The sequence below is a fragment of the Sphingobacterium sp. 18053 genome (genome assembly GCF_902706145.1).
In the GTDB taxonomy this organism is placed as follows: domain Bacteria; phylum Bacteroidota; class Bacteroidia; order Sphingobacteriales; family Sphingobacteriaceae; genus Sphingobacterium; species Sphingobacterium paramultivorum.
This window is the reverse complement of record NZ_CACSJW010000003.1, coordinates 406943-427389: the sequence shown is the minus strand read 5'-3', so window position 1 is coordinate 427389 and position 20447 is coordinate 406943. Positions and strand designations below refer to the sequence as shown.

Genomic DNA, 20447 nt, shown 5'->3' with positions numbered 1-20447 from the left:
CTCAAGAAGAAATTGCCTATCAGGTCGGGCATAGCAAAATGGTGATGAAGAATAATTTAAAAGAAGCAGCAGTCTTATTGCATACCGAATGTCTGCTGGGGGAAGGCATGGTATGGAGCCAGCGCGATAACAGTTTGTATTGGGTGGATATTTTGCACAAGCGTATTCATAGCTATCAGTTGGAAAGCAAGAAGTCGGCTTACTGGGAATTACCAGGTTATGTGAGCAAGATCGTACCCTGGCCAGATGGATCCGGTAAATTTCTTGTGGCCATGCAGCAAGGGTTGGCTATTTGGACAAAGGAAACGCAAGATTTGACGATCGTAGCTGAGCTAGATGCTAGGGGTGGACAAGTCCGTACCAATGACGGCGGAGTAGATCCCGAGGGTAATTTTTGGTTCGGCACGATGCACATGCAAGCTTTGCCCGATCAGGGGAAACTTATGCGTCTCTGCAACGGAGTTTTGGATACAATTATTCCGGCAGTAACGATTCCCAACGGTATTGTGTGGCCCAGCGATAGTCCTTATTTTTACTTTATCGATACCTATACCCGCGAAATCCGTCGTTATGCTAGGCATAATATAGGTGAATCGATGACAGCAGGAGGGCAGCACTACAGCACATTGGTACGCGTACCCCATGAGCTGGGCATGCCTGATGGTATGTGTATGGGACCCGATGGGCATCTTTGGGTAGCCCATTGGGGTGGTTTTGCCGTTTGCAAATGGCATATTGAAACAGGCGAATTGTTGGATAAAATAAGGGTGAATGCGCCGCATGTGACTTCCTGTTGTTTTGGCGGCGCTACAGGTGCCGAGCTGTTTATTAGTACGGCCAGGGAAGGACTCAAAGCGGCAGAACTGCAGCGCTATCCCGATAGCGGAAAGGTATTTCACGTGAACCTTTCAGGGCAGCGCTAAACCGAACCAACCTGAACGAAAAACTTCAAAAAACGATAGGTTTAATAACAGCTTGAAAAGGCCAGTCCAAAAGGATTGGCCTTTTAGTTTTTATACCCTATTGATCTTACGCTGTCAGAAGATCAATGCCGTGGTTTCGGTAATAAATGGATAATATTTACCCTCCTTATTAATAATCTAATTTTTTCTCGTGTTCAATATAACCTAAAGTTAACTTGCTTTATATTGGTTTATATTATTGATAATTAGTGATTTGTGTTTTGTAAAACAAAGTGTGATAGCGATGTGATAGCTGCTTTTTCTTTATTTTTTTGCTCGAATGTTAATCTTTGTGGCAACGTTTTGAGCATGAAAGAACCTGGCGTTGTTGACATGTAATCGAATCGAAGTATTTCATTCTAAAATCATAAAAAATACATTAATATTTAATTAACCATTTCCAAAATGATTTCACAATTTCGAACAACAAGCGGTTGGAAAACTTTAGCCTTTTCGGCACTTATCTGCGGTTCTTTATTCGCATGTAAGGAAAGTAAAGACAGTGTAGCCCAGAGTGGCAAAGCGAATGTAAGCATTCATTTACTCGGGGTAGAAAATCCTGTCGTCACAACAAAGAAAGCGAGCAACGGAAGTAGCTCGACAGCATCCAATCAGACCATTGTAGTACCGTTTACGAAGACAAGTTCTTTTGAAGCAACGTTGACGAACGAGTCGTCCGCAACAAGTGGCAACCTATTGCGGGCCTCGTCCGGAAATCGCGCTGCGGTAACCGAGGAGCGTACTCCACTTGGCGATAATGTCAAATACAAAATCGTTGTTTACAATAGCAGCGGTGATTATGTGACTGAAAAGACCTATACAAACACAGTAGACAACACGAGCGACATCACGCTGGATGCTGGACAAGCCTACACTTTCGTAGCCTATTCGGTGAACAGTACCTCTACGGTACCTGCGGTGACGGCACAAACAGATTTGACAACAGCCAGTCTGGATAATATCAGTGCTGACCTGATGTACTTTAAGAAGGATCTTACTGTTCAAGCTGGTGACAATAATCTTGATGTTGTCTTAAAGCATCAATACAGCGAAGTAACGACCAATCTGAGCATGGCGACAGAAATGACTGGTGCCATTACAAACCTGGCGGCGACAACTATTAACCCAACACATCCAAATGCCAATCTAAAATTGGCAGATGGTACAATTACCTACAATGGATCAACAGCTACAGCCAATGTTGTATTTCCGGGATTGGGAGCTGCCGGGTTACGTACTGTGTCCAGTACACCAACAGTATTGATTCATCCAAGTGCAACAAATGGTGTCTTTAATTTTGGATCCATCACAATCGATGGTGAAACGAAGAATAATGTATCGGTAGCAGGTTTAAATATTGTTCCGGGGCAACGTTATAACCTCAATTTGAACTTTAAAACCTGTACACAAGTTGTAACAGGGGGTGCCAATCTGAACTGGAATTATCTGGCATCAGGAAATGGTGCCATTGTAAATGGTGTAGTAGTTCCAAGTGGTAATACCGTTGAGCAAACGTTGACAGCTCCAGGTGCTGACTATGGTTTTGTATTTGATATTCAGCAGATGGACAATTCCTTTAATATGGAGGTCAATGGAATAAAACTGGCGACCCAGGAGATTCAGTTTGAAGCTGGCATCGCCATCGCACCGCGGAATGTTCAATTTGCTGATGGAAGTATTTATAATGGAGCGAACGCCGAAGGTGGGGCTAATATTCCTCAGATTTATAACATGGTTGGTACAGCAACTCATCCAATTATTCGTGTTGTCATTGCTCGTGATGGTCAGGTAAGTATGTATGGTAGTAAAAGTAATGGTGGCGAACTGTATCCATTGGTTTTAACAGCTGGTACATTTAATATTGTGCCTTGGAGTTCGACTTCAAATACGGTGAAAATTACTCAGGTAGTACAAGGAAAAACAACAATGCTTGGCGCCGGTAGCGGTAGAAAAAAGATTGCTTGTCCCTAATCTGACAGTATAATATATTCATTGGAGTACCAATAAAAAAAGATCAAATCATGAAAAATATAGAAAAGAAGGTTTATATAAGTCCACGTGTTGAAACAACGACAGTAGAGTTGGAACAAGGTATCGCTGCGGGTTCAGCTCCTGATACGATCCATAGTACCGATCCGCAGGAGTCATGGGACAATGCGGGTGACGATAATCGAACCATTAATTGGTAAGGTAGTGCTGTCTCAGGTGACAGAAGCTAAGTTGAAGTAAATATACTCGGCAGGGATTTAAAAGATCTCAGCCGAGTTTTTTTTGGAGGGGAGCTGTACACAACGATGCAAGAAACCAACGCTCGGCTTACAACGGTGGAAAATTCAACGATAGGGTGCATACTGAATTGTGTGAGAAATTGACGGTCTATATCGATGTATTGGTTTTAACTTGTTGTTTTTCAGTTTTTTATTAAGTGTGATAGCAATGTGAAAGGCTGTTTTTTTTGTTTCTTTCTTTTAATCCAAATATTTGTCACCATAATCAGGAAGGGTATTTCGGAAAAGAAATTGGCAGATAAATTCATAGCTGAAAATGCGCTGATAAAAGTTTCCTGATAATGATAATAATGAATTATCGCCCGGACCAATTTGCGTGAAGGTCTGTGATAATATATTTGGATTTACTCGATGGGGAAGATGGAGCCCCGTCGAGTTTATTTGCTCTTCCCTCAGCTGATCGAAAATAGTTGTCAGTTTTGGAAGGCGTTAATTTGGTTCAGGGACAGAATATAAGAACAAAACTTACTGAAATACGATATACAATGGAAAGGAATAACTTTACTGATCTAATTGCTTTAGCGAAGAATAATGATGCCGAGTTTTTGGCTTTGTTTAATGAAATCTATCCCGGATTTATCGCCTCATTAAAGACAATAAATCCAAAAATCCGCAGCAGCGAATTGGAATTCTGTGCTATGACCTTTCTGAATTTTTCGACCAAAAACATTGCTCAATATACCTTTGTAACGGTGCGGGCTGTCCAGATACGCAAAAATAGATTGCGCAAAAAGTTTAACATTGCCTCTGATATAGATTTTAACAACTGGATGCGCGATCAGATTCACCGCACTCCCCATGCTAGACAAGAGCGTTCTGTTCAAACGATCTAAAATAAATTGCTTTTGTACTTTGCTCCCGATGTATATAACTCGGGTATATCCAAAAAAACAATCGGGTGGTCGGTATTTTTATTAAATGTGTGATACTTATGTGATAGCTGGGTTTTCCCCAGTTGTTTGACAATTGTTTATCTTCGTTTTTAATAAATTATTGTAATTCAATACGATTGTTTATTGTATTTCTCCAACCAATGAGTTTGCCATTTATTACAGCTTATTTATATAAATGTGATGGCAATAGTGCCTTGGTCAGAATGATAACTGTCTTTCTTTTAAGAATATGAACGGAAGAGTATTGGAAATTAAATTGATTTTGTATTGATTTAATCGTGGTTTAATTTCTCAAAATAGCTAGCTTTGCACGCGCTATAGGAAGATCTAAAGAACCTGGCAATGGAGACAATCGAGAGATGCCTAAATAATGACCTAGTACTACCATGAAGAAGCAATTTTTACTTTTTATTTTATGTTTACTCACGTTCAAAACAATTGCAGCGGATCGCGTTAAGCAGGAGGTGGATTCACTTTTAGCAAAATCGATGGAATTTGCCAGTAAAGGGAATTTGGTCACCTATATCGAAACGGCAATAAAAGCCCTTAATATCGCTAATGCTGCTGACTATGACGAAGGAAAAGCAAAATCGGGCTCTTATGTAGCAGAAGGACTTGTGACTGCAGGCTTATTTAAGGAAGGGCTGAAACAGCTGGATCGTATTGAGACTACGGACTATTATAAGAATGAAATTTTTATGCAATCCGAAGTCCATCGATTACGCGGCCGGGCTTATGGTGGGCTCCAGCTCAATCAGCAGGCCCTTCGGGAGTTTCACTTACAGCAAGAGCTCATCAAAAAGCTGACCGGTGAAAAGAAAGTAAAAGCCCTCCAGTTTAATTATGAAAATTTAAGTGTCGTTTTTCAGCGCCTAGAGCAACTGGATTCGATGCAAAAATATACGGAGCTACAATTGGATAACTTGAAGGTATTTGCTGAAAAGGATGCGTCCATGCGTTATCAAATTGTTTATGAAAACCTCGGAAAATTATATGCGCAGAAAGGCGATTTGGCAAAAGCACAATTATACCTCGACAAATCAATTGAACTCATAAAGAAATATAAAATTCCTGTCGTTCTGAATACGTATGATGCTTTAGCTATCTTGGAGGAAAATCGAGGAAACTTAAAAAAGGCTGCAGCTTTTTATGAGGAGGGCTTGGTAAGAAGGCGGGCAGCCGGTAGCAGAATAGGCATGCAAAACTCGTATCGATCTTTAGCTGATTTTTATCGAAGAACCAACCTAGATAATGCTAAAGCCAATCAATATGAAATGGCCTTCAGCCGGCTCAATGATTCGCTGGAAAGTGAAAATAGACAGGTAATCGATCAAGTGCTCAACCAGATTTTGAAACTAAAAGATGAGGAATCGAATACCAAGGTGTCAAAGGCAGGAACAATTGCACTTAACGCCTTATTGTTGCTGCTTGTTGCGGTTTCGTTTTTTGTTTGGCGGTCGAAGCACAACAGGAAGATATTGGTACAGAAAGAAGAGGCATTGCAGGAAACTGAAACAATCAATAAGGAACTGACCGAACAGATCGGGGAAAATAAATTCAATACATTGATAGACCTGGCCAAAAGCAACAATCCTGAATTTTTGATCTTATTTACTGAATTGTATCCACAGTTTATCCAGGCGCTCAAATCATTTGACGCTAATCTGCGAAGTACAGAATTAGAGTTTTGTGCCATGGCCTTTCTCAACTTCTCGACAAAAAATATTTCGGAATACACCTTTGTGACGATCAGGGCGGTGCAGGTCCGCAAAAATAGACTGCGCAAAAAGTTCGACATACCATCGGATGTGGATTTCAATAACTGGATGCGTGAGCTCGCTGGAACGCAGACTATCCCATTGGCACCTGAGGACTAAAAAAAGAGCTGTGTTAACAGCTCTTTTTTTACAAGGGGGGCACTGCTCGTTAATCTTTATTCATCAAAAGCTTACTTTTATAATCGGAAGGCGTAATCCCTTTAATCGATTTAAAGAACTTGTTGAAGTTGGGAAGAGAGTTGAATCCACATGCATAGGCAATATTTGTTATCTGGTTTTCATCCTGAACCAACATCCTGCAAGCTTCATTGATCCTCACTTCATTGACAAATTTTGAGAATGTTTTTCGTGTATGTGCTTTAAAAAAGCGACAAAAGGATGGCTTGGTCAAGTTCGCCAATTTAGCTGCTTCTTCTAAGGAAATTTCATTGTTGAAATTTTCAAAAACATAATTGTATATGCTAAAAATAATTTCTCCATCCTTTCGCGGTGATCCATTGCTATAGGATTTATCGGATAGTACAGCATATTCTTCTGTGTGAAGAAGGGTAGCTAAGCACTCAAATAGATAGGCTGTTTTTTGCATATCGGAGGCGCCGACCATTTTTCGTAGTATTTTTTTGAGTGTATCTTTTGTTTGTCCATAAAATAACATCCCCTGTCGCGATCTTTCCAGGAAGTCATGCAGCGGGGCCGTTTCAACTAATAAGGGGCAAAAAGATAGTAGGGCTTCTGGATCGAAATGTAAGGTGATAGACTGTGCGCTAGGTTCGTGGCTGGTATCACCATGCGCATTGTACCAAACATGTGGCAAGCCCGGGCCGATAAATGTCAGTTCGTCGCTTTCAAATTCCTCCAGATGATCTCCTATGCAGCGTTGGCCATTGCCACTAAAGATGTAGGTGAATTGGCATTCACTGTGAAAATGATATTCGGAGAGGTATTTGTCGCGATTTTCTCGTCGAATTTCAAAAATCCTGTTTCCTAAATTTGAAAGTGCTTTCGTATAAACCGGTCTCATAAATGCGCTACTATTTTATTTAAAAGCAGGACGACCGATGTCCAGCTTTCCGATTGATTTATAATTGTCACTCAAAGGAAGCGTAATAAATACCAAAACTCATGTATTAAAAGCTTAAAATCATGTAAAATATTACTTTTTGATCCTGTTCGTCGAATTTTATGGGCCCGCTAAAAATCCGGTCGATTTCACTTAATATCGATACTCCAATAAAGGGAAGATGGCAGACGATAACTAAAATAGAAAAGGCGATCAAACTGTATTTGATGTATTTCATATAGTCCCCGAATTTAATTGGTATAGAAATCTCATTGAACGCTATCCTGAAGTATTAAAACGTAGACCATTAGGTATTGTGGCCTCGTATTTAGGGATAACGCGATCCACATTGAGCCGAGTAAGAGCAAAAGTGTAATTGGGCAAATGGGTGTCCTTATTTTTGACTATACGGTAAGGATTTAGAAAAAGTTGATCTGAAAATATGATTTAATAAAAAATACCGAAGTAATATACACTTCGGTATTTTTCGTGAAAAAGAAAAACTACTATTTCAATGTTAGATGGTTTTGCTGTCGCGTAGCATTTTGATGATATTATGCGCTTCAAGCTGCTTGCTGAGCTGTGTATTGATCAAGCTATGCACATTTTGCGAAAGTTCTTCCGATCCTTCAGCCAAAGCTGTTTGATAAGTTGATTTGAAGGCATCTTCCCCTTGTTCACAGGTTTCTAGCAGGCTTCTTTCGTCGTCTCCCGTAATATTCACTTTTATGCCCATCCAGGCGCGGAAAAGTTTGCCGCTCAGCATGGTGCTATCTGTTGCCTCTTTGCCTTCAAGTTCAACATAAGGTGTCAACTCGGCAATAAATTCTTCCGACTGTCCGATGAATTTTTGAAATGTTGGAATGAGTTTATCTAAGCCATGACTTGTTGCCAGATCAATAGCTTTTTTATAACCCTCGATGCGGTCGTTGTTGATCTTGATAATGTCGTTGATGATTTCCGGATTATTGATGTTGTTTTCCATAATATTGTTCTTTGTAATCATTTTTGTTTATTGGAAAAACAGCAGGCACCAAACGATCGTTTGCAGAATCCGAGATTCAGGTATTTAAATCGTAGTCCGTATTTATCCCGTTTTTTATTGTCTGGGAATAAATAGGCCTAAAACTTTCTGCAATTTACCCTTGTTCTTAGAACCGAATACTGTCCTTTAGGCAGCGCAACGAAAACTATGCAACAAAACATTCATGTAGCCATTATCGGGGGTGGACCCAGTGGCCTGTTTATGTACAAGAGATTGGTCGAAAAGAATATAGCCGGTCTCAAAGTATCTATTTTCGAGTCCCGCAAGCAATTGGGGGCAGGGATGCCTTATAGCTACGAAGGTGCTACACCTGAGCATCTAACTAATGTCTCGGATCATGAAATTCCCGCACTGGTCTCCACGATTGAGGATTATGTTCAATCATTATCGGAAACCACGCTTCGAAGCTATGGAATCGATGTTGACGATTTTAATCGCTACAAAGTGGTGCCACGATTGCTCCTTGGCCGCTACCTTTCGGAGCAGTTTATGCTATTGAAACGGATGGCGGATGAAAAGGGGATAGAAACACAGATTCATCTCGGCAGCCAGGTCAGTGATATCATTGATCTTGAAAGCCAGACGCAGGTTAAAATCATGGTGGGCAGCACTGATACCTATATTGTAGACAAGGTTATCATCTGTACCGGACATAAATGGCCAACCAGGTATGAGGGCAATGTAGAACATTATTTTGAATCACCCTATCCGCCGTCAAAGCTCGCCTTAAAAACAGATCATGCAGTAGGCTTGCGTGGCGCTTCGCTCACGGCAATCGATGCTATCCGTACACTGGCACGCCACAATGGGTCTTTTGAGGCGCTGGAGACAGGTGAGTTAAGGTATCAGATCGACCCGGGAAGTGAAAATTTTAAGTTATTGATGCATACCCGCAGTGGTCTTCTGCCTGCGATCCGATTCCATCAGGAAGAACCTTTCCTAGCCAATAAGCTCTTGATCTCCGAAGAGGAACTCATGCTTAACAGACTTGAAAATGAAGGTTTCGTGTCGTTGGATTTTCTGTTCGATCGTAATTTTAAAGCGCAGTTTAAAGAAAAGGATCCCGATTTTTATGCGATCGTGGAAAAGCTCAGCCTGGAAGACTTTGTAGAAGCAGTACTCAGTTTAAGGGAACAGAAAGATGCCTTCGAGGGATTTCGCCAGGAGCACGAACAAGCGCTGAAATCTATCAGAAGGCGTCAGTCTATCTATTGGAAAGAAGTGCTTTCTGCCTTGAGCTTTACCCTGAATTACCCGGCCAAATATATGTCTGCCGAAGATATGCTGCGGTTAAAAAAAGTACTGATGCCGTTGATTTCCATTGTCATCGCTTTTGTGCCGCAGAGTTCCAGTCGTGAGCTCCTCGCACTACACGATGCTGGTCGGCTGGAAGTGGTCAATGTTGGTACGGACAGTCGGATTGAACCTGCGAGCGACCGCGGCGCTAACTATTTTTATACCGATGAATCTGGGATAGAAGTAAAAACCCATTATAAGACATTTGTGGATTGTGTAGGACAGCGACCCTTGAACTTTGAAGAATTTCCTTTCAAGAGTTTAGTCGACAATGGCAATGTCAGTCCAGCTTACCTGCGATTTCGTTCAGTGGAACAGGCCAAAGAACAAATGCTGGCAGGCAACGACCATATGTTTGTGGCTCCGGATGGTGCCATTTTTTTGCAGGTACCCGGTGTAAAGATAGACGACAGCTTCCGGCTTGTAGACCACAGCGGCAACGCCAGTCAACGTCTTTTCATGATGGCTGTACCTTATATGGGCGGCTATAATCCGGATTATTCGGGGCTAGATTTTTGCGCCGCTACCTCGGCTATCATTGCCGGCAAAATTGCTGAAGGGGGATAAATACGTAAGTTTTTGTTAAAATACGGTAAGATGGTTGGGGCCGGGCGACACGGGATTTAATTTAAGCTCCCTATTGCTATATTTGGCGGCCATCTAGACCATCAGTTGGCATTGTCTTAACTCAATTGTTGAAAAGCATGCCTAAAACTATTTTAAGAAACCTGCAGATAGGTTTTGGAATTTCACTGTTGATCCTGTTAGCGAGTTCAACGGCTTCTTATGTGAGTATCCGTAAGCAGATCCACAATAGTACGATGGTTGATCACAGCCGCCGTGTCATGAGCCGTGTCAATAAAATTCTGCAGGATCTGCAGAATGCTGAAACGGGCCAGCGTGGGTACTTGCTGACGGGGATGGAAAAGTTTCTCGATCCCTACAAAAATGGTCTTCAGTCCTTACCTCAATCGCTGAGCCGCGCGCATGATCTTACGGCTGATAATCCAGCTCAGCAGCAGGTGATTGATACCCTGTCAACACTTGTTAAGTCTCGACTGGATCGATTAGAGAATTTGGTGAACATCAAAAAACGAGGTGGTATGGTCTCTGTTGCCCAGCTCGAAGAAGGCAAAACCTATATGGACAGTTGCCGTTTGCTGATCAGCAAAATCATAGATAAAGAAGAATCGTTGCTCAATCGACGTTCGGATGAGCTTACACGGTCTTCGGGCTACACCTCCATATTTGTTTTATTGGCTGCGGCAGTTTCGTTGCTGATTACGCTGTTTTTTTACTTCCGCCTTAGGGCAGATTTCTTTAAGCGCGAGGAGTTGCAGAATGACCTAAAGCGCAAAGATGAAGAGATCCAACGCAGATTGAGCATTACCCAGCGTATAGCACGGGAGATTGCTGCCGGCAATTATGAGATGCAGATTCAGGATGCCGAACAGGATGATTTGGGCAGCTTGACGGGATCCCTCAATGAAATGGCTAGGTCGCTCAAAACATCTTTTGATGGACTCAATAATAACAACTGGCACCAAGCCGGACTAACCCAGCTGAGCAACCTCTTGATGGGTAATAAACAGCAGGAAGAGCTTACAGCTGTTACGCTGGGCCATCTGACAAAATATGGCAACTGTGTCAATGGTGCCATTTATCTGATGGAACAGGATGAACTTGTCTTAAGGGGATCCTATGGACTTGAAGATCCCGACCATAAACGCTTCGTGCCGGGGGAGGGTATGGTTGGCCAGGTCTTTAAGGACGGAAAAGAAAAGTTATTCGAAAACCTCGAAAATAGCAGTTATGTTATCAGTTTTGCTATTGGAAAGGTGCAGGTGAACAACCTTTTTATCTTGCCTGTTTTTGATGGTAACCAATGTATCGGTGTGATGGAACTGGGGGCACTACAGCCTTTTTCTTCCATACAGCTGGCATTTTTTAGGGATGCAGTGCAAAAGGTAGGTACTACACTTGCGGCGGCGCAGGCCAGACTGGTGGTGCAGAATCTATTGGAAGAAACCCAGGCGCAAACTGAAGAGCTGCAGGCACAGCATACCGAATTGGAATCCCTTAATTCGAGCCTCGAAATGCATACCCATAAATTGCAGGCATCGGAGGAGGAACTCCGCGTGCAGCAAGAAGAACTGGTGCAGTCTAACCGTGAATTGGAGGAGCGCTCAAAACTGTTGGAAGATAAAAATGTTGAAATTGCCGAACGCAATCAGGAAATTCAGAAAAAGGCGGCAGAGCTGGAACAAAGTACACGCTATAAGTCTGAATTTTTGGCCAATATGTCGCATGAACTGCGTACACCGCTCAATTCAATTCTGTTACTTTCCCGTTTGATGGCCGAAAATTCGGATGGCAACCTGAATGAAGAACAGATGGAATCGGCAGCTGTGATCCAAAGTTCGGGAAAGAGCCTGCTGACCTTGATAGATGAGATTCTGGACCTTTCCAAAATAGAATCCGGAAAAATGGATCTGGATGTACAGCCTGTATTCTTTACCGATATACTGAATGGACTGACGGCTATGTTCGGACCAATCGCAGCGGATAAGCAGCTCGGATTAGAAATGAGCGCCGCGCAGGGATTGCCGATGCAGCTCGAAACAGACAAGCAGCGCCTGGATCAGATTTTACGTAATCTATTGTCGAATGCCATCAAATTTACAGCTTCGGGTAAGGTTACCCTGCATATTGACCGCGAACAATCGCAGAGAAGCCGTATCATATTTGAAGTGCGCGATACGGGAATAGGAATACCAAAAGACAAGCAGCATCTGATATTTGAGGCTTTTCAACAAGCAGATGGTTCTACACGCCGCAAATTTGGCGGTACTGGACTGGGGCTCTCGATCAGCCGTGAACTGGCGCGTCTGCTCGGAGGCGAAATCTTGCTGGATAGCGAAGAAAACAAAGGCAGTGTATTCCGGCTGATCCTTCCGGAGCAAATTTCGGGAGACATTCCGACCGCATTTGCTGTGGAATTGCAGCGGCCAATGACCCGCGAAACAGACCTTGAAACAGTGGGGCCCGCAGTAGTGGGACAAGATTCACAAGTGGCAGTGCCGGCAGTGGAAAGGATGCCTGAGATTCCTATCCCAGCCGATATCCCGGATGATCGCGATAGCATCGTCGCAGGCGACCGCTTTATCTTGATTGTTGAAGATGATATTGAGTTCGCAAAGATCCTGCTGAAATATACGCGTCAGCAAAACTACAAAGGTATCGTGGTAGTCCGTGGTGATATTGCGGCGGAGATGGTGGCACGTTATATGCCGCTGGCGGTCCTGCTGGATATTCAGCTTCCGCTCAAAGATGGCTGGCAGGTAATGGCTGAGATCAAGGAAAACCCCAAGACTCGTCATATACCCGTGCATATTATGTCTTCTTTACAGGTTAAAAGAGAAAGCCTGCTTCAGGGCGCCATAGACTTTATCAATAAACCGATGGCATTGGAGCAGATGGGCGATATGTTCCGTAAAATAGAAGATGCCCTCACGCGGCATCCCAAAAAAGTACTGATCGTTGAAGAAAATCCCAAACATGCTGCGGCGCTGTCGCTCTTCCTCGATAGTTTTGACATTGCCTCGGAGATCAAGAGCAATGTAGAAGATAGCATTGTGGCGCTGAGCTCAGACACTGCCGACTGTGTGATCCTTGATATGGGGGTTCCAGACCGTGTTGGCTACGAGACATTGGAAGCCGTAAAACGAAACCAAGGCCTTGAAAATTTGCCGATTATTGTATTTACCGGTAAGAACCTTTCGCAGGTAGAGGAAATGAAATTAAAACGGTATGCGGATTCTATCATTGTAAAAACGGCTAATTCCTATCAGCGTATTTTGGACGAAGTCGGTCTATTTCTACATCTTGTAGAGGAAAATAATGGTCCTTCTACCAAATCGCCGGGTAGACTTGGCTTTTTGCAGGATGTTCTGCAGGGAAAAAAGGTACTTGTAGCGGATGACGACATCCGAAATATTTTCTCGCTCACCAAAGCGCTCGAAAAATATCAGATGACCGTGGTGCCGGCAACGGACGGAAAAGATGCGCTGAAACAGTTGGAAGATAATCCGGATGTGGCTGTGATCCTGATGGACATGATGATGCCCGAAATGGATGGTTACGAAACGATTGCTTCGATCCGAAAAGATCAGCTATACGAAAATATGCCCATTATTGCTGTTACAGCCAAATCAATGATGGGGGATAGGGAAAAATGTATTGCCGCAGGAGCGTCTGACTATATATCCAAACCGGTGGATATCGATCAGCTATTGTCCCTCTTGCGCGTATGGCTGTATGAATAATAACGCAATAAATAAGGAGCATGGATAAAAACAAAACCATATTGATCATCGACGATGATCAGAACAATATATTTGCGTTGAAATTGGCCTTGAAGTCAAGAGGTTTTCAGGCGATGGGCAGTCTGTCTGCAGAAGAAGGACTTGCTCAGTTACGGGATCATGGCGGCATAGGTATTGTGCTCATGGATATGATGATGCCCGAGATAGACGGCTATGAAGCCACCAAGCTGATCCGTCAGTCATGGAACGCAAGTGAATTGCCTATTATCGCCGTGACGGCACAGGCTATGACTGGCGATCGTGAAAAATGTCTGTCTGCGGGGGCAAACGGCTATATCTCGAAACCGATCGACATTGAACTGCTTGTGCAGATGATAAGAGAAATAGCGGGATGACCACAGGGAAAAAAATTGTCAGCCAAGAGCAGGTCATGATCCTGATGGAGGATGTGGAGCGTCTCTATGGTTACGACTTTACCCACTATACGAAAGCATCCTTATCGCGGCGGATAAACCAGCTTTGCCTGCTGGATAATTTTGCGAGTTTCGCCGAACTACGTTATCGTGTTGTTCACGATCCGGAATACATGCAGCGATTTGTCGAAAAGATGACAGTGAACGTAACCGAAATGTTTCGTGACCCAAGCTTTTTCGCAAATCTTCGTCATGAAATCCTTCCAAAATTGCGTACTTCGCCGTTTATCCGCATCTGGATAGCGGGCTGTGCAACAGGTGAGGAAGCGTACTCGCTGGCAATTTTATTGCAAGAAGAAAATCTATTGCACAAATCATTGATCTATGGCACCGATATCAACCCGTCGGTGCTCGAGCAGGCAAAGAAGGCTGTTATCCCGATGGCAAACCTAAAATCCTATGTTGAAAATTATCAGCTTTCGGGCGGTAAAGCTGATTTTTCATCGTACTATACCGCGAACTATAACTGGGTAAAATTCAATTCCACCTTGCGGGAACGTATTGTTTTTGCTTCTCACAACCTGGTGAGTGATGCTTCTTTTAATGCTTTTCAGCTGATTCTATGTCGCAATGTGCTGATCTATTTTGACACAGAGCTGCAGGCCAGGGTATTGTCCCTTTTTGATGAAAGCCTCGAAACATTCGGCTACCTCGCCTTAGGCAGTCAGGAGACACTGCGCTTTTCTGCACTGGCACCCCACTATAATCAGGTGGGCAATGAAAAGATATGGCGAAAGGTCAAGTAGAACTGGATGGGATTTTTACGTGAACTAATTTTAAAAAATAACTTAATAAAAAAAATAGATTATCTTGGTAGGATTGGAGGAAAAATGACTAAAATTCTTTTAGTTGATGACCATCGACTTGTGCGAAATGGGATACGCTTGATCATTGATACCCACGACAAGCTTTCGGTGGTAGGAGAAGTAGACAGTGCAGAGGATGCATTAATCTATCTTGAACAAAATGCATTGCCAGATCTGGTTTTAACGGACCTGAATATGCAGGGCATGGATGGTGTGAGTTTCATCCGAATGGCCAAAAAAATATATCCTGATCTTAGGTTTGCTGCGCTTTCCATGATTGAAGATCCGGTTGATGTAGCCGAAGCTTTTCGGAGTGGTGCAGACGGGTATCTATCTAAAGGAGGGGACTATGATGAAATCTTATTTGGATTGTTACGTTTATCTCAGGGGCATAAATATCTGATGACCAATTTCGGTCTACGGTTTATGGAAAACTTTGATGTTGAGAATAGTGCGAATGTTGATGTTACTTCACGGCTGTCGCAGTATGAAATCTCAGAAAGGGAATTTGCCGTACTGGAACTCATTGCGCAGGGTTTCACCGCTGTGGAAATTGCGGATAAAATCTTTTTGAGCAAACGGACTGTCGAAGGGCACCGTCAGAATCTGATGGATAAGACAAAAAGCAAAAACACGGCCGATCTGATCCGTTTTGCGTTTCAGCAAAAGCTGCTGAGCTAAATAGAGCCGTAAAAAATAGCCTTTGTTTCCACGCTGCTGTGTGCAGCGCGGAAAACAGAAGGCTTATATATAAACGGGGTTAGTTCGACAGAATGGTTGTTCTGTTTGATTATTTTGAAGCTGGCTTCCAGCCATTGTCGCGGGCTGTACCAAGCTCACCAAATTTGCCTTTTTCACCAGCAGACTCATTCCCACCGAAGGTGTATACAGGTTCTCCGATGAGTTCCAGTTGGATCTGTGGTATCGGAAACTGGGTCGGCGTGCCGCCCTGTAGCAGATCATTTCTCCGCATAAAGGTGAAGGGTACAAAAGTACCACCCGCCCCATCTATTTCTATGGCATATTCATAATGAATGGCATCGCGTAGGGCACTGGCGTTGGCTATCACATCAGGAAGACCTCCTTTTTGTTTGCGGGAGGCTGTCGAAGCATTCAGCTCAGCGGCAGCACCATCGTAATCTTTCAACCAGTATTTTGCTTCTGCCCGCAATAAGCGTGTTTCTTCGGCCAAAAAGTAAGGATTGACAGCGCCAGCAACATTGAGGGTAGACAATTTGGGATACATCCACCGGGAACGCATGTAATTGCTGAAAAGCCCCCTTCCTCTGGCTTCAAGCAAAATACCGAAGTTACTTGTGTAAGTAAAATATTGGTAGAAGCGTTTGTCGTCAGATTCAATAGGACCCAAGATAACGCTGTTGTTTGTAGGGTAGGCTGTGGGCGTTTTTTTTGTTTTATCCGCCAGATAAGCGATTTTGATATCTGCAGGAACATAAGAGGCTGTTCCGTACGGGCGTTCGAGTACATCGACCAAGGCATTGTAGTAGCCACCCACGGTAGTGGTGATGGTGTAATCGGTGGTAAAGCCTTTGTTGGCATAGGCAAGAACTCTGTTCCAATAAGGAGAACCCAGATTTTCTGCTTCGGCCTTATCCCGTGCTACGGAGGAAAGGATCCGAGCAGAAAGCGAATTGATCAGCAATACGAGATCGCCTTTGGAAATGGTGACACCCTTTAAAAAATCGAAATTCAGGTTAGGTGTTTCGGCAATAAGCTGCAAGGTCTTATCAAGATGTTTGATGCCATTCTCGATCAGCTCTTTATAGGAATTGGGAAACTCCTTGAGTTTAAGGTTGACATCATCGACAATCAGTCCGCGGTCGAATATTGCGCCCAGGTAACCTTGGGAGACACCTTTTGCATAGTAGGCACCAATAAGACAGTCTTTGGTCCGGTCGGCACCCTTGTCATCATAGATCGTCAACTTTTGATTCTCGATCAGGTCGATCACTTTGGTGGCATCCAGATTGGACTGATAGAAATTGGAATACACTTCACGAACGGCTGCATTACCGCGGTAAGCGGAATTGTTGTTCAAACGTAACCGCGGTTCGTTCGCAAAATCCCACCAGGACTGGCTGCCGTTGGTATTGGTTGACTGGTCTGCCCAAAGACTAAAATGGGAGCCACCAGCGTTATTGGTCGTGGTATTAAAGGCGGTTTGCACACTGCTTGTTGTGAGTACATAACCCAAACTTTTTATCTTTTCTATGGCTTCGGCATTCGTCAATGTCGAGGGGTCATCGAATCCGATTGATTCGCATGAGCCTAGTGAGAAAAGAACGGCTAAACCAAAAAATATCTTCTTCATGTTTTACTTTGTCTGATTAGGTTAAAAATTGAAGGTGAGTTTCCCTGAAATAATACGGTAGGTAGGGTAGTTGAATCCATCCTGTCCGATTCCATCAACATTAACTCCCTTATAGTTTGTCCAGATAAAGAGGTTTCTGCCGATAAGGGATAGATTGGCATTTTTCAGAACCTTGGAAAGACCTAGTTTTTCTGTTGGGAGTTTATAGGATAACGAAAGCTCGCGAAGGGCCAAATAGGTCGTTTTTTCGATCCAATAATCTGTCACTTGTGAGGCGTTGAATACCTGGGTGGTGAAGTTTAGCGGTTTGCCTGCGGCGGCACTCCGGTCAGAAAATTCCGAGCGGTAGACATAGGTCAGATATTGTGCGGTTTCATTGAATTTCTGTCCCCCTTGTTGCCAATCCAGCACGCTGTAAAGTGAAAAACGCCCGTAATTAAAGGTGTTTGTAAAGCCCAGTAAAAAATCTGGATTGGCATCGCCGATAATTTTGGCATTGCCAGTTGCAGCATTGACATAAAATACGGGCGCTTCATTTGCCGTACCCAATGTGGCTTTTTCGACCACAACACCAAAGTCATTTACCACATAGTCTTCAACCCGTTTGGTACCGTTACCGGCATTGATGACAAAACCGTCGGCATTGGTTTGCAACTGCGCGAGATCCGAGTGGATACTGTACCCATAAATTGCGGTGGTACTGGCACCGACAGCTTTTCGATAACCGTTGTATGTAAACTCGGGAACATCGCCCAGTGATGTAATCCGGCTACTGACGCGGCTGAAAGTAAGGCCTGATGACCAACTAAACTTTTTATGCTCGAGCACTTTTCCATTGACCTCCAGTTCGAGAGAATTTGATTTTACAGCGCCTAGGTTGTCGTAGATGCTTGCTGAGCCCGAAATCGGTGTAAAGGCTGGGACAGAAATAAAATCGTTGGTACTATTTGAAAAAGCATAGTTGAACTGTACATTCAGTCGCTTAAATAAGACGGCATCAAAACCAAGTTCCGTTTCCGCGGTAACTGCCCGCTTCAGGTCGGTATTGTCATTTTGTGTATAGCTGACACCCCCTGTATTGGTGATGCTGACGCGGCTGTCTTTGGCTCCAAAAGGAGGAAGGCTTCCCGCTTTTCCATATGCCACCCGTAGCTTAAACTCTGTCAATGGATCGAGCTTGATATCCTGCGTCAAACGGTAGGCGGCAGAAATGCGGGGGAAAAAGGCTGTTCCTACATCGCGGCCAAACCGTGAACTCTGATCGAGCCGGCCCAAGGCATCTACAAATAGTTTATCTGCCCAGGCAAACTTGGCGTTGAGGAAATAGCCATGGTTAACTGTTTTTTCCCAATTGGATGAAATGACCCTCGTGCTCGGTTCTGTCACATCCAGGCTTTTGACTGGGGCCGTAAGATTTCGACCGGAAGCATTGAAACCTGTCTGCGATGCAAATTCATACACATATTTGGCAGTAAGCCCCCAATCCAGATTGCCAGTCCTGCGGTTGTAATTTAATTGTAGCTGACCATTTTTGCTGGTGCTTTTAGAGGTTCTTAAAGCATAGTTCCCATTATTCAGACTGACATCCGGGACAATGGTCTGATAACCTTTAGGGTAGTATTCTTCGGTATTATATTGTTTTGTCTGTAAGGAAAGGGCTCCTTCGGCACTCAGGTGTTCGGTAATTGCATATTTTAGTTTTCCACCCAGCAGCAGATTCTCGGTCTGATAGGCGTATTCCTCATTGCTCAGTCGATAGAAAGGATTGGTCCATTGCTGACCGGAAAGATTGCTCCCTTTGGGTAGGTAGACATATTTTCCCGATTCATTCTTTTCACTGAGATCGATAAAAGGCTCGACAAGTAAAGTCGAATAAAGCAGTCCATCCGAACGGCTGGATACAGCACTCGAAGGTGTATTGAAGAAGCTATACTGTGTGGTTAGATCGGCTGTAATTTTGGGTGAAACGCGGTAACCAAGATTGAACAGGATGTTCTGTCTTTTGTCTGCATCGACCACTGGTGAAACACCGCCTTTATGTTGGTTTTGTGCGGATAAATAGATGTTGTATTTTTCACCACTTGCTGCGGCCGAGATGGAATTGGTAAAATAGCTGGTCCGGCCCAATAGATTTTTGGTATTGTCCACATAGTCTTTATAGGGATGCAGATTGACCGAAAAACCATTTTCCTTGTAGTCGATCACCCGAGCTCCATTAACCAACAGGAAAGATCCGTCTGGGTTGACCTTGAAATGATGCTGATAGGATAGGGGTGGAAGTAATAACAGGCTCGAGTAACCAAGTTCGTTATCTATACTGATATTCAGTTTTCCTTCCTTTTTACCGTTTTTTGTCAACACCTGAATGACCCCGCCCTCGCCGCGGGTTCCATATAAGGCCGAGGCTGCAGCTCCTTTGACAACTTCGATGCTCTCAATATCGTTGGGATTAAGATCTGAAAGACGGAGGGCTGTGACGAAGCCATCCACCACGATCAAAGGCTCGATTTCTCCAGTTACCGACTTTGATCCACGGAGATATACCGATGCTCCGGCATTGCCACCCGACTGGTCGATACGAAGGCCGGCGACTTTTCCGCGTAAACTCGTGGAAGCATCGAGAGCAGGAACGGTACCGATCAGCTCCTGGTCTACTTTGGTTAATGCAAAGGATAGCTTTTTGCGGCTTGTGCCTTGTGCAACACCTGTTACCACGACTTCTTCCAGGTCTTTGCTTGCTGGGCTAAGCTCAATAACAATGGGACTTTTGTCGATAACAAGGGAGAGTGACTTGTAGTTGAGATGCGTCAGCCTAACCTTAAAGGGAAGCTTCTGTCCAGTAACAAATTGAAATCTACCCTCCCGATCGGTTTTCACAGAGTGGGTAACAGCATCCAATTGCACAGTGACATCTTCTATAGGCTGTTTTGTAGAAGCGTCAATGATATGGCCCTCAAGGGTAGCGTTTACGATAGGTTTGGGCTTGTTCTGTGAATAAGTGGGTTGTACCCAAAAAAAGAACAATAGAAAATAGATAGAATACAGCCGTACTCCAATGTTTTTCATAAAATTTGGATTAATAGTTAAAAATTAAACAAGTGCCAACGCCAATTGATTACTTGCAGGATTTCTAGGGGAATGTTTCTACAGCAGAACACTGTAGTTTTTTGTTAGCAACACATTCGCATG

Annotated in this window: 14 protein-coding genes; 10 read left to right on the top strand and 4 right to left on the bottom strand. The window is 43.6% G+C overall.

Annotation, left to right across the window (positions count from 1 at the left end; genetic code table 11):
• The first annotated feature begins 44 nt into the window (after positions 1–44).
• The 5 genes from GVK91_RS08625 to GVK91_RS08605 all read left to right on the top strand — a co-directional run bounded on the left by GVK91_RS08625 (position 45) and on the right by GVK91_RS08605 (position 6020).
• Positions 45–923 (top strand): SMP-30/gluconolactonase/LRE family protein, encoded by an 879-nt coding sequence (locus tag GVK91_RS08625; protein ID WP_159727926.1) that lies wholly within the window; start codon positions 45–47, stop codon positions 921–923.
• A 444-nt stretch (positions 924–1367) separates the two neighbouring features.
• Positions 1368–2933, top strand: coding sequence for a fimbrillin family protein (locus tag GVK91_RS08620; protein WP_159727924.1), 1566 nt, complete (start codon positions 1368–1370; stop codon positions 2931–2933).
• A gap of 50 nt (positions 2934–2983) precedes the next feature.
• Positions 2984–3151, top strand: coding sequence for a hypothetical protein (locus GVK91_RS08615; RefSeq protein ID WP_159727922.1), 168 nt, complete (start codon positions 2984–2986; stop codon positions 3149–3151).
• Between the two features lie 584 nt (positions 3152–3735).
• Positions 3736–4083, top strand: a complete 348-nt coding sequence (locus GVK91_RS08610; protein ID WP_200845571.1) for a hypothetical protein — start codon at positions 3736–3738, stop codon at positions 4081–4083.
• A gap of 446 nt (positions 4084–4529) precedes the next feature.
• Positions 4530–6020 (top strand): tetratricopeptide repeat protein, encoded by a 1491-nt coding sequence (locus tag GVK91_RS08605; protein WP_159727920.1) that lies wholly within the window; start codon positions 4530–4532, stop codon positions 6018–6020.
• A 49-nt stretch (positions 6021–6069) separates the two neighbouring features.
• Here the strand turns inward: GVK91_RS08605 and GVK91_RS08600 are convergent, their stop codons facing one another.
• Positions 6070–6942, bottom strand: coding sequence for an AraC family transcriptional regulator (locus tag GVK91_RS08600; protein ID WP_159727918.1), 873 nt, complete (start codon positions 6940–6942; stop codon positions 6070–6072).
• A 556-nt stretch (positions 6943–7498) separates the two neighbouring features.
• Complete coding sequence (locus GVK91_RS08595) at positions 7499–7966, bottom strand: PA2169 family four-helix-bundle protein (protein ID WP_183043821.1); 468 nt, start codon at positions 7964–7966, stop codon at positions 7499–7501.
• A gap of 207 nt (positions 7967–8173) precedes the next feature.
• Here GVK91_RS08595 and GVK91_RS08590 point away from each other — a divergent pair, with 207 nt between their 5' ends.
• From GVK91_RS08590 to GVK91_RS08570, 5 genes are all read left to right on the top strand, one after another.
• Positions 8174–9889, top strand: a complete 1716-nt coding sequence (locus tag GVK91_RS08590; RefSeq protein WP_159727914.1) for an FAD/NAD(P)-binding protein — start codon at positions 8174–8176, stop codon at positions 9887–9889.
• A gap of 137 nt (positions 9890–10026) precedes the next feature.
• Positions 10027–13647, top strand: coding sequence for a response regulator (locus tag GVK91_RS08585; protein WP_159727912.1), 3621 nt, complete (start codon positions 10027–10029; stop codon positions 13645–13647).
• A gap of 41 nt (positions 13648–13688) precedes the next feature.
• Positions 13689–14042 carry a response regulator gene (locus GVK91_RS08580; RefSeq protein WP_235032821.1) on the top strand — a complete coding sequence of 118 codons (354 nt, stop codon included), beginning with the start codon at positions 13689–13691 and terminating at the stop codon, positions 14040–14042.
• A complete protein-coding gene (locus GVK91_RS08575; RefSeq protein ID WP_159727908.1) occupies positions 14039–14866 on the top strand; it encodes a protein-glutamate O-methyltransferase CheR in 828 nt (275 codons plus the stop codon). The genes GVK91_RS08580 and GVK91_RS08575 overlap by 4 nt, the downstream gene beginning before the upstream one ends.
• Positions 14867–14950: 84 nt before the next feature.
• Positions 14951–15607 carry a response regulator transcription factor gene (locus GVK91_RS08570; RefSeq protein ID WP_159727906.1) on the top strand — a complete coding sequence of 219 codons (657 nt, stop codon included), beginning with the start codon at positions 14951–14953 and terminating at the stop codon, positions 15605–15607.
• Positions 15608–15716: 109 nt separating this feature from the next.
• Here the strand turns inward: GVK91_RS08570 and GVK91_RS08565 are convergent, their stop codons facing one another.
• On the bottom strand, positions 15717–17258 hold the full coding sequence (locus GVK91_RS08565; RefSeq protein WP_153846261.1) for a hypothetical protein: 1542 nt from the start codon (positions 17256–17258) through the stop codon (positions 15717–15719).
• Positions 17259–17279: 21 nt separating this feature from the next.
• A complete protein-coding gene (locus GVK91_RS08560) occupies positions 17280–20324 on the bottom strand; it encodes a SusC/RagA family TonB-linked outer membrane protein (RefSeq protein ID WP_159727904.1) in 3045 nt (1014 codons plus the stop codon).
• Positions 20325–20447 lie beyond the last annotated feature (123 nt).